Here is an 11,112-nt window from a genome sequence, read left to right on the forward strand (position 1 = left end):
GTGCGTGCGTGCCCGACGCCCGATGGCGTGCCGCTGGCGATGATGTCGCCGGGGAACAGCGTCATGATCTCGCTGAGGTAGGAGATCACCCGGCCGATCGGAAAGATCAGGTCAGCGGTATTCGACGATTGCATCGTCTCGCCGTTCAATCGGCATTCGACCGACAGGCCGTCGGCGGGATCGCCGACCTCGTCCGCGGTGACGATCGCGCCAAGCACGCCCGAACGGTCCATGTTCTTGCCGGTGGTCCATTGCGGCGTGTGCCGCTGATAGGTGCGCGCGCTGACATCATTGAACGGCGCGTAGCCGAACACGCCCGCCAGGCCCGCCGCATCGTCCACCCCGGCCATCTCGCGCCCGATGACGACGCCCAGTTCCGCCTCCCAGTCGAGCTTGACGTCGAGCGCCGGAATATCGGCGCCATCCTCCACCAGCGAGCGCGTCCAGCGGCCGAACGTGGTGGGATATTCGGGCAGCGCATGCCCCCCCTCGGCGGCATGCGCCCGATAGTTCAGCCCGATGCAGATCACCCGCGCGCCCGACCATGCGGGCGGCCGCTGCTCCACGGACGCGAGCGGGAGCGCGCTGTCACCGCTGGCGCGGGCGTTCGCCTCGGGATCGCGGAAGAACGCCTCGGCCGGTGCCAGCGGCACGCATGCGTCGCCCTCCACGCGAGCGATCCATGTTTGCCCGTCCTTCAGGATACCGATCAGTTTCATTCGATGTTCTTTCCTTGCGGCGTGGACGCGGCGCGGGATCGCGCCAATCGTCACGCGCCCTCACCTCAGTCCAGCACGACCTTGCCATGAAACTCGACGCCGTGATCGCGCATCAGCTTGTCACGCATGCCGTCATCCACGATCCCGGGCAGCCTGGAGACCGCCTCGAAGAAGCGTTCGTGCCCCGCGGGGGCGTTCATCGAGATCATGCGCGCGACGCGATCCGAATTGTTGACGAAGCTGTGGCGGCAACCACGCGGGGCATAGGCGCTCGCGCCTGCCCCTACCCGCCGCGCCTCGTCTCCGATCACCACGTCAATCTCGCCCTCCAGGACGAACCACCATTCGTCCTCTTCCGCCTGATGGTGATCGGGCGCGCCGAAGCCCGGCGACAGCTCGACGAGGAAGATCACGAACTGGCCGCCCGATTCCTCCCCGCTCAGCAACACCCTGGTGCGCTGGCCGGAAAAGTCGATCGCGGCGGCATCGTCGGGGGACGACAACAGCCTTGGCGTCTGCGGCATCCGCCCGAACGCCGCGCGCAGATCGCGCATGTCCTGAAAGGCGTGAATGTCGGCGTCGACGCGGTCGACCGGGGCGTTCACGCGAGTGTTGATATCCATCCTGACATCCCCCTGGCCGAAATGTGCGTCACCATCACCGTTGCCGGCTCAGCGAGCGGTGACCGTTCCCGCCTTCGAGAAGTCGATCTGAACGTCGCCATAGGGATTGGGGACGGACTCGGTGCCCATGTCCGCGGGAATCGATATTTCCAGGATCTCGACGCCTTCCGGGGCGCCGGCCTCGATATGGATCGTCCCGCCGGGGATCATCATCGAATCGCCCGCCTCCAGCCGCACGATATGATCGGGGCTGAATGCGATCGTGATCGCACCGTCGATGCAGTAAAGGAACTGCATATCGCAGCGATGGAGGTGCCAGCCGGTGCTCTCGTTCGCGGTGCCCGCATGGAGCACCTGCGCACGCATCTCGCCGTTGGTGGCCTCCGTCACGCCAAGCTCGCGGTAACGCACCCATGAGCGGCGGCCGGGGATGAAATGCGGTGCGTTGCCCTTTGACACCACCACGCGCTTGCCCGGGGTGGCATTGTCGGTGGCGACGTTCGGCTTCTCGATGGTGAAGATGCCGCTGTCGGCGGTCGCGCCGGTACGCGATGCATCGGGTGCGAGTACGGTCATGATCCTCTGCCTTCCTGTATCTCAGATCTCGTAAACCCGTTTGGGCGTCTGATGAATGAAGCCGCCGCCCTCGCCGACGATGAACCCGTCGCACAGCGTGGCCAGCGTCGATCCGGCGATGAACGCGGGGTGGATCGCGATATTGGCCTGCGCGGGCAGCGCCATCGTCTCGTCGCTGCGGATCAACGGGCGCTCGACCGTGTCGTACCCCTGCCCGTGCGAATAGAGCCGCCGCTCGGGCGCGCTCCCATGCGAGACGAGGAAGGCGTTGACCTCGCGGAAGATGTCCGCCGGCATCGCACCGGGCACGCTCAGCCGCGCCGAGAGCGCCTGCGCCTCGACCGCCAGCGCGTGCGCGTCATGCACCTCCGCCGGCAACTTGCCAAAGCTCACCATCCGGCCAAGCTCGGTCCACTGGCCGCCAAGGCCGTTGCTCTCCAGCAGCACGTTCATATGATCGCCGCGCCGCATGGTACGCCCCTGCACCGCGCGATAGCCGAAGAACGCCGGCTGACCGATCGGCGCCGACACCGCGATATACACGCCACGATCGGCCCCCAGCAGCTGCAACTGGTGATCGATGAAGGCATTGATCTGGAAATCGCGCATCCCCGGCTCGATCCAATCGAGCAGCTTTTCGAACACCTGATCCTGGATCGCGGCGGTCGCCCGGATCAGCGCCAGTTCCTCGGCGCTCTTGTGCGCCTTCATCGCGTCGAACGCATCGGTTTCGTCGGAGAAGGCAACGCGGCCCTCCGTGCGGTCGCTCAATCCGGTCATGAAGCCGTGCGGCAGGCCACCGGCGCCGACGATGCCGACATTCCTGTAGCCGCGATCGAGCAGCACCTGCGCCACGCTCTCCGCCGCCAGCCCGTGGGTATAATGCGCGTTGAACAACGCCCAGTTGGTGACGAGTTCACCGATGCCCGGCCGGTTGGGATCGCGATCGTCGAGTCGGCGCGTTTCGCCCTGCGCGCCGTGATCGATCAGCGTCATGTGATCGTCGACATGGAAGATGACGTAACGCGGATATCCCGGCGGCACGTCGGTCAGCCAGCGGACATTGCCGCCGATCTTCTCTTCATACCCCTGGACGACCAGCGCCTCCAGGCCACGATCGCGCAAATGGGTGCGTACCAGCTTCCAGCGCCGCTCAAGCTCGCCACGGGTGGCCGACCATGTGCGGTTTACATCGACCACGGGCTGTTCGCGAACGGCCGGCTCCAGCTGGGCGAACTTGCTCATGCGATACTCTCCGAAACGTTATTTGATATAGCTATCATCACTGCCTGCGTGACGCAATCGGGAATGGACGAAAACGTCGCCTCAGGCGGCCCCGGGCAGGCTGCGGCGGACATAGTCGCGGAACGTGCCGGGCTGCCGCTGCAGCAGCCAGGACAGCACCTTCGCATTGCCGCGAATGCCCTTGCGGCCATAATAACCGAACAGGCGGTGCAGCGCCTCCACCTCGTAAGCGCCGAGCGGGTGATGCGCGGCGATCATCGCGACGACCTGATCCGGCTCGACCACGAGCGGCTGTACCGGCGTGCCGCCGATGTCCGACACGATGGCGCAGATATCCTCCGCCGACAGATTCTCTTCGCCCGAGATGTCATAGGTTGCCGCGCTGTGGCCGTCCTCCAGCACGACCGTGGCCGCCGCGTCGGCAAGGTCCACCAGATCGACGTGACCGAGCGGCTGGGTGAGCGAATATGGCGTCGGCAGGCGACCGCCGGCGATGACCCGCGGCACATCGATATTCTGCATGTAATGCTGCGGGCGCAGGATCGTCCAGTCGAGCGCGCTGTCGATCAGATAGGCTTCCACCGCCAGCTTCGCCTTGTGATTCAACAGCGCGTCGATCTGCGGATGGATAACCGAGATATATATGAAGCGACGCACGCCAGCCGCCGCCGCGGCATCGATCATCCCGGTCCCCATCGCGGTCTCGCGCGGATGGAAGGCGGGGCCGTAGTGGATCACCGCGTCCACCCCCTCGACCGCCCGCGCACGGTCGGCATGGTTCTCCAGATCACCGAGGCGGGACGCATAGCGAGCGTCCGCCGGTGCGGTACGCGAGAAGCCGACGATCTCGACCGGCTCCGGACGGCGCTCCAGCGCCGCCGCGACGTGCCGCCCGGTCTTGCCGTGCGGCCCTACCACCAGAACACGCATCATCGATCCTTTCTCATTCTGCCTTGGGTGCGCCCGGTCAGCGCAGCGTCTGCGCGAACAGCGCCGTCATGGTGCGCCAGTGCCGATCGTCGGCATCGCGCGCGTAGGAGGGGCCGTCGGGCACCGTGAAACCGTGCTGCGCGCCTTCGTAAACCTCCGAGACGAAGACGCGCCCCGCCCCGGCCAAGGTCGCGTCCAGCTCGGGCAGCCGCGACGACGGCAGGAACATGTCGTCGTCGGCGTGGCCAAAATAATAGCGCGCCGCGACGCCCGCCGCGACGCGGTGCGGGCTGTCGGGGGCGTCGGTGATAAGCGCCGAGCCGTGATAGGCCGCGACCGCGGTGATCGCGCCGCCCGCCCCATCGGCATAGAGGATCGCGAACTTGCCGCCGATGCAATAACCGACCACGCCGATGCCGCCCGCGCGCACCTCCGGCCGATCCGCGAGCGCCGCCACCGCGGCGGCGCCGTCCGCGCGCAGGTCGTCGCTGGTGAGCGGGTCGATCAGCGCCATCAACGGCTTGAGCGCGGCAATTTCGAATGGCGCCGACAGATCGGGGACCGGCGCCGGTCCGGCCCGGTAAAAGATGTTCGGCAGCAGGACGGCATAGCCCTCCGCCGCCAGCCGGTCCGCCCGCGTATAGAAGACGTCGCGGGGGCCGCGGATGTCGGTCACCATGACGATAGCCGGCCAAGGTCCGTCGCCCGCCGGCACGTGCAGGGTCGCATCGACCACCTTGTCGCCTCGCGGATAGGTCAGCGCGTGTCGTGGCATTCCGGTCCCCTCGCCCACGGCATGGTCGTCTCGCTCATCGCGGCGGTTGCCAACGCCCGAGACCCTCAATATTGTTCTGTCCTATAACAATCTTCAGCAGGGCACAAGCAGGCCTCGTGCCGCTGCCGGCCGGCCAGAGAGAGGACGTCCCGTGAAGCACCGTATCCACGCCGCGCTCCGGGCGCTCGCCCCGCTCATCCTGCTGACCGCACCCGCCGCCGCTCGGGGCGCGCCACCCGCCGCCGCGCCGACGGTCGAACTCGTCATGCTCGGCACCGCCGGCGGCCCCAACATGCGCAAGGATCGGTCGGAGCCGGCAACGCTCCTGCGGGTCGGCGGCGCCACCTACCTCCTCGATTGCGGGATCGGCACGCTGCGTCGCATGGTGGAGGCGGGGATCGACAGCACGCAGCTGTCGGCGATCTTCATCACGCACCTCCATCCGGACCATGTTCTGGACCTCGCCGCCATCATGTCGAACGATCTGATCGCCGGGATCGGTGCGGGTGGCGCGGGGCCGCGAGCGATCTACGGCCCCGTCGGGATCGCTGCGCTGGTCGATGCGGCGGTGCGCTATATCAGCATGCCCTATGCCGTGTTCGCGGATGGCGGCCTGATCGATCCCCGCGGGCGCCCGATGGCGGACTATGTCGCGTCGAAGTTCGCGGTGCACGAAATTGCCGCAGGAACGACGATCTACCGTGACGACCACGTCCGCGTATCGGCGATCGAGAACACGCATTACCGCATGATGCCGGCCACTGCGCGGGCACGCGAGAAATCCTATGCCTATCGGTTCGATACGCCCGCGGGCTCGATCGTCTTCACCGGCGATACCGGCGCCAGCGCGCCGCTGGCGGCGTTCGCGAAGGGGGCAGACGTGCTGGTGTCCGAGGTGATCGATCCCCGCGCGATCACGGGCATGATGCAGGGCATCGCCGCCAAGGCGCATTGGTCGCCCGAGGCGCTGTCGACTGCACTCGGCCACATGACCGAGGAGCACCTGCCACCCGCGGCGGTCGCCGATCTGGCGCGCGAGGCGGGTGTGGGAACGATCGTCCTGACGCATATCGTGCCGGGGATGGACGGCGACGCGGCGCTGGCCGCCGACGACGTTCGGGCGATCAAGGCGGGCTTCAAGGGCGAGGTGATCGCGGCGCGCGATCTCGACCGGCTGTGCCTGACGCGGGGCGCGAACGGCCGGGCGACCCTCGCCCCGTGCCGCTAGCCGCGACGGTTCACGATCCGGCGAGCGTCGCCGGCACCGCCGACCCGGCCATCGCCTCGGTCGCGGCCAGCACGGCCCGGGGCGCCAGCCGCACAAGGAAATAGCGTCCTGCATCGGTCAAGGTCGAGGCGGCGGGCGAGCCGTTGCCGCGCGCAACCAGCCGGGCGGCGATCCAACCCTGCGCGGTCAGGATCGCCAGCTTCAGGAATGCGGTCGCGCCCGCCTCGGCCTCGACCCGCTCGGCCGATCGCAGGAAGGCGCCCGCCTCCTCCAGCTGATCGAGCGCGCGATGGAGCGGCTGCGCCGCCGGCCCCGCCGCGTCCGCATCGGCACGGGCGACGCGCAGGAACGCGTGCAGCGACGCCGCATCGTCACGCATCAGCCGTCGGTGCATCAGGTCGAGCGCTTGAATGCCGCTCGTCCCCTCGAACACCGACAGGACACGCGCGTCGCGAACGCCCTGCTCGATCGGCCATTCGCGCGTATAGCCAGCGCCGCCGAGCACCTGCACCCCGGTGCTCGCTACATCGAACCCGATCTCCGCCCCGGCGGTCTTGACGATCGGCAGCAGCCACTGCGCCAGCAGGTCCGCCTCAGCGCGTTCCGCCGCGTCGGGCGCCCGCGCGGCGATGTCGACGTGGTTCGCGAGCGCGAGGATCAGCCCGCGCAGCGTCTCGGTCGTGCTCGCCATCTCCAGCAGCATCCGCCGCACGTCGGCATGCGCGGTGATCGGCACCGGTGGCTCCGCCGGACGCCCGCCCTGCCGCCGCTCGGCAGCGTAGCGCGCCGCGACGTCGGTCGCCGCGCTCGCGATCCCCAGCCCCTGGATCGCAACCGCGAGGCGCATGTTCGCGATCATCACGAACATCTGCGCCAGCCCGCGCCCCTCCTGCCCCAGCAGGATGCCGCGCGCGCCCTCGAACCCCAGCGCGCAGGTGGGCGAGCCATGCAGCCCCATCTTCTCCTCGATGCGGCGGATCACCACGCCGTTGCGGGTGCCATCCTCCAGCGTGTCGGGGACGAGGAACAGGCTGAGCCCACCGCCGCCCGAGGCGGCGTCACCGGTTCGCGCCAGCAGGCAATGCACGATGCGCGGGGCAAGATCGTGGTCGCCGAAACTGATCCAGCATTTCTCGCCGTCGATGATCCATCCGCCCTCGCCGTCGGCGCGCGCGGTGGTGCGCGCGCGTCCCACGTCGGATCCGGCATCAGGCTCGGAGATGCAGATCGTCGCCGCGCATTTGGCGGCGACGATGCGCGGTAGCCATTGCGCCGCGGTCGTCGGGTCCGCCCATGCCGCGATCAGCCGCGCGGAGGAGATGAGCGGGACGGGCAACATCGCGAACGACGGATTGGCGCGATCGAAGACGCCCTCCACCGCCGCCCAGATCGCGGTCGGCAACGGCTGCCCGCCATGATCGATCGGCTGACCCAGCGTCGCCCAGCCGTTCGCGACGAACTGCGCCCATGCGGCATCGTGCCCGGGCGCAGTACGCACCCGCCCCGCCTCGATCCGACAGCCGTGCCGGTCCATCGCGTCGTTGAGCGGCGCCAGCACGTCGTCGGCGAAGCGCGATGCCTCGTTCAGGATCGCGTCGACCATCGCCGGATCGGCGGCATCGGGGTCCGGCAACAGCGCGCAGGCGCGTGACCAGCCGGGCGCGGCGGCGAGCTGCGCGGCGACGATCGCCAGGTCGGCGGGCGGGGGAGAGGAGCGGGTCAAGTGGTGCTCAGCACACGTTCTCGACGGTCGTGGCCGCAGCCCGCTCCGCCGTCATCAAGCGGGCCATGGTGCGGCGGAACATCGCCGGCGCCTTGTCGTGCGCGACGAAGCTCATCGCATGGTCGCCGGAGGTTTCGTCCCAGATCCGCTGCTGCGCCTCGATCATCGCGCGATCCTCGGCGAAGGCGGCGTTGACCACCTCGAACGCGCCGCCCAACAGGCTGGCGGGGATGCGATGATCGAACCCGCTGGCGTAGAAATAGCGCGTTTTGCGATCGGAGATCGGCGTCACCGCCTGCTGCTCGATGCGGTACGTCATCGGCTCCTCGGTCGGCGGCTTCATGCCGCATCGCTCCGCCATGCCGTGCGGGAAGGAGCTGTTTTCCATGACGAAAATGCCGGGCGCGGAATAATCGTAGACCGACCAATTGTCGACCAGCGTCGGGTTGCTCGGGCTCATCGGCTTCGCCGTCAGCCAGCGTTCGATCCGGATGCCGCGCTCGCGCTGGATCACGCGCGGCACGCTATCGGCCCAGCCGATTCCGGACAGGCTGGCCAGCGTCGTCTCATGAACGAAATCAACGTGCGACAGGTCGCACAGATTGTCGTTGAGCAACATGTAGTTGGCTTCATAGTCGATCTGGTCCGCCGCCATCGTCCAGCGCGGATCGTCGATCCCGAACGCCTGCGGAATCAATGCGGGATCAGCCTTCGCCGGATCGCCCATCCACACCCAGAGCCAGCTGTCCTTCACCTCCACCGGATAGGTGCGCACGCGCGCGTCGGGCGGGGTCGTCATCGCCGGCGCGGACACGCACTTGCCCCCGGTGTCGAAGCAAAGGCCGTGGTACATGCAGCGCAGCAGCTCGCCCTCGACCCGGCCCATCGACAGCGGCGCCCAGCGATGCGGGCAACGATCCTCCACCGCGCAGACGATACCCTCCCGCGTCCTGTAGAGCGCGAGCGGTTCGTCGATGACGCGGACGCCGAGCGGAGCCTCACCCAGGTCCCGCGCCCACGCCGCGACGTACCAGCAATCACGAAGGAAATCGGCCATGTCCCTCTCCCGGCGGCCTTATCCTTGCAACGGCCTGCCAACAGAATATTACCGGCGCGGAAAGCTATATTCAATAGCTATTTCCAGCATTGCGTGTCGCCGCCCGAGCCCGACCGTTCGCCTGCGGGCGGGATCGCCAGTATCGCTTTGACAGCCATCACGACTTAGCTATGATCCATAGCATAGACGGCCGGCCAACGAGTCGGCAGCAACGGATCGTACCGCGGTCAACGCAAGACGAGGAAATGGAGAGGCTTATGTGGTGGTACGACTGCCCGGAGGGATTCGACTGTCCCCCGCATATCGCCGCGATCTATCTCGCGTTCGTCTCGCTCGTCGTCGCCGTGATGCTGTTCGTGCTGTTCTGACCATAGCGACCGCACGTCCCGCCCCGATGACTGCCGGGGGTGGCGGAACGCCAGCCCATTACGTCTTTCGCTGACGCGATAGCGAAGAATTGTTCATGCAGCCGTCCGGACCGATATGTCGTGGTAACGGCACCATATTTTCAACCGCCACGCGCGGGATGGCCGACATGCTTTCGACCATGTGGCCGGCATAATGGCAGGAGCGCACAGGGTGCCGTCCTCGTACCTTCGTACCAGACGTCCGTAAGAACCCTATGCTTCGCGATACCGGGCCGCGTTTTCAGCAGCGTGTACGGAATGGTGGAGCCGAGGGGGATCGGCTCGAAAACCCGTAAGCATTGACAAACAAAGGATATTTTCCTGAGCGTCGGGACAGTTGTATTAGCTCTTTGTACTAGCGGAGGCAAGGGGCTGGCCGATGTGGGTCCGCGTTAGGGACTCGAACCGCTCAGGATATTGCCTCTTTGCATCCTAGCCCGTTTCGATGGATCATAGCCGCATAATCAGCGCGCTAAGGGCAGCCATGAAGCGAGAGGTGTACGACTATCTAGCTAAGCTCCCGGCTAGGATATTGGCTGGTGCTGGAACTCCCATCACTGCTTGGTCGGCTGGCGATCCGTCCGGCTTCCAAAGGTGGTGGGGATGGGCTGTCTCGCCGGATCATATCAGGATCGGCGGAGCCATCGGCCTTGTCCTATGCGTGGCCTATTGGGCATCAGGGCGATAATCATCATCATTATGCGCCGGCTACTCCTTCTAAACCTGTTGTCGATGATCGATTTGAGAATATAATCAAGATTAATCCGCCGAGTAGTTTTCAGATACGGACTAGGGTAGAAGATCAGCATTCTAGGAATTTCACGGGAGAGTTTGGAGCTATACTCGTAAGGAACGGTTGGAAGGCAAGAGACACGGGGTATGTTCAGTCTCGTGCTTTTGATGGCGTGATCCTATGTGGAAATAGAGAGGCGCTGAAATCACCGGACGCTGCTATTTTGGTTGAGGCCTTTAAGGCGATAGGCGTAACGCTTAAATTCGAGACGAAAGACACTTGGCCAATTGACAGTCTAAGAATTGATGTTGGCACTTTGTAGTCTATAGCTATGCTGCCTACGGCCTGAAAATGCTAGAGATATGCGAGAGGGCAATCAAACAATTCTGAGCGCGCTATCTCCCCCGTATCCCTACCCAGCCCGCTGGCGAATATGACACGCCTGCCCGACCTGCATTATTGCGCGCGTATCGTTCTCCCGGCGTAGCGTGTCACTGTCGCCAAGCACTAGCCCAGCCGGATCGCTGACCCTGCCGATACCCTGCCTCGCAAGTTGTAGCTTGTGAGTCATGCCGGATGGATCATTAGCGACTGCCTCACAAGGTACTTGACAGCGTTGTGATACTGCCTCACATATCAGGCATATCTTGCGAGGATTATACCATGAGCCGCGTTGCCTACTTCCGCGTATCGACAGAAGCCCAGAGCATTGAAGCCCAGCGCAAGGCATTGGGTGACAGCTTTGACCGTGAGTTTACCGATGAAGGCGTAAGCGGTGCGATCCTCGCTGCTGACCGTCCCGGCTTTGCCAAGCTGCTCGACTACATACGGGAAGGCGACACGCTCTACGTCTATGCCCTTGATCGATTGGGCCGCGATGCCTTGGACGTACAGGCCACGGTGCGGAAGCTGCTAAATCGTGGCGTCACCTTGGACGTTAAGGGGCTGGGACCGATTGGCCGTGGCGTCGGGGAGTTGATCGTCGCTGTCCTAGCCCAGATGGCTGATATGGAACGCCAGCGGATCAAGGAACGGTGCGACAGTGGCCGGGTAGCTGCCCGCGCTTCGATAGAGGCAACCGGGCTGACGCATAGGG

12 protein-coding genes are annotated in these 11,112 nt (G+C 65.8%); 4 read left to right on the forward strand and 8 right to left on the reverse strand.

The genetic code is table 11. The features are described from left to right. The 6 genes from ACFDSW_RS04050 to ACFDSW_RS04075 form a co-directional block, all read right to left on the reverse strand. The coding region (locus ACFDSW_RS04050) for a fumarylacetoacetate hydrolase family protein (protein WP_375248995.1) at positions 1–719 on the reverse strand (719 nt) is incomplete at its 3' end. Between the two features lie 65 nt (positions 720–784). Continuing rightward, positions 785–1,342 carry a cupin domain-containing protein gene (locus tag ACFDSW_RS04055; protein ID WP_375248996.1) on the reverse strand — a complete coding sequence of 186 codons (558 nt, stop codon included), beginning with the start codon at positions 1,340–1,342 and terminating at the stop codon, positions 785–787. A 48-nt stretch (positions 1,343–1,390) separates the two neighbouring features. Then, positions 1,391–1,918, reverse strand: a complete 528-nt coding sequence (locus tag ACFDSW_RS04060) for a cupin domain-containing protein (RefSeq protein ID WP_375248997.1) — start codon at positions 1,916–1,918, stop codon at positions 1,391–1,393. Between the two features lie 21 nt (positions 1,919–1,939). Beyond that, positions 1,940–3,163, reverse strand: a complete 1,224-nt coding sequence (locus tag ACFDSW_RS04065) for a M24 family metallopeptidase (protein ID WP_375248998.1) — start codon at positions 3,161–3,163, stop codon at positions 1,940–1,942. Between the two features lie 81 nt (positions 3,164–3,244). After that, entirely contained in the window at positions 3,245–4,096 is an 852-nt protein-coding gene (locus ACFDSW_RS04070) for an SDR family oxidoreductase (RefSeq protein WP_375248999.1), read from the reverse strand. Positions 4,097–4,130: 34 nt separating this feature from the next. Next, the gene (locus ACFDSW_RS04075; protein WP_375249000.1) at positions 4,131–4,868 is read right to left on the reverse strand and encodes a dienelactone hydrolase family protein; all 738 of its coding nucleotides are present in this window, start codon (positions 4,866–4,868) and stop codon (positions 4,131–4,133) included. A 151-nt stretch (positions 4,869–5,019) separates the two neighbouring features. Here ACFDSW_RS04075 and ACFDSW_RS04080 point away from each other — a divergent pair, with 151 nt between their 5' ends. Further along, on the forward strand, positions 5,020–6,096 hold the full coding sequence (locus tag ACFDSW_RS04080) for an MBL fold metallo-hydrolase (protein WP_375249001.1): 1,077 nt from the start codon (positions 5,020–5,022) through the stop codon (positions 6,094–6,096). A 10-nt stretch (positions 6,097–6,106) separates the two neighbouring features. Here the strand turns inward: ACFDSW_RS04080 and ACFDSW_RS04085 are convergent, their stop codons facing one another. Together ACFDSW_RS04085 and ACFDSW_RS04090 are read right to left on the reverse strand one after the other, a co-directional pair. Beyond that, positions 6,107–7,819 carry an acyl-CoA dehydrogenase family protein gene (locus ACFDSW_RS04085; RefSeq protein WP_375249002.1) on the reverse strand — a complete coding sequence of 571 codons (1,713 nt, stop codon included), beginning with the start codon at positions 7,817–7,819 and terminating at the stop codon, positions 6,107–6,109. 7 nt (positions 7,820–7,826) lie between these two features. Next, positions 7,827–8,876: a Rieske 2Fe-2S domain-containing protein gene (locus tag ACFDSW_RS04090; protein ID WP_375249003.1), complete on the reverse strand. Its 1,050-nt coding sequence runs from the start codon at positions 8,874–8,876 to the stop codon at positions 7,827–7,829. A gap of 245 nt (positions 8,877–9,121) precedes the next feature. On the opposite strand from ACFDSW_RS04090, the gene ACFDSW_RS04095 reads away from it, so the two are divergent. From ACFDSW_RS04095 to ACFDSW_RS04105, 3 genes are all read left to right on the forward strand, one after another. After that, a complete protein-coding gene (locus ACFDSW_RS04095) occupies positions 9,122–9,244 on the forward strand; it encodes a hypothetical protein (protein ID WP_375249004.1) in 123 nt (40 codons plus the stop codon). A 578-nt stretch (positions 9,245–9,822) separates the two neighbouring features. Next, positions 9,823–10,338, forward strand: a complete 516-nt coding sequence (locus ACFDSW_RS04100) for a hypothetical protein (protein WP_375249005.1) — start codon at positions 9,823–9,825, stop codon at positions 10,336–10,338. A 341-nt stretch (positions 10,339–10,679) separates the two neighbouring features. Continuing rightward, a partial coding sequence (locus ACFDSW_RS04105) for a recombinase family protein (protein WP_375249006.1) occupies positions 10,680–11,112 on the forward strand: 433 nt, incomplete at its 3' end.

Source organism: Sphingomonas sp., from assembly GCF_042091075.1.
Taxonomy (GTDB): domain Bacteria; phylum Pseudomonadota; class Alphaproteobacteria; order Sphingomonadales; family Sphingomonadaceae; genus Sphingomonas.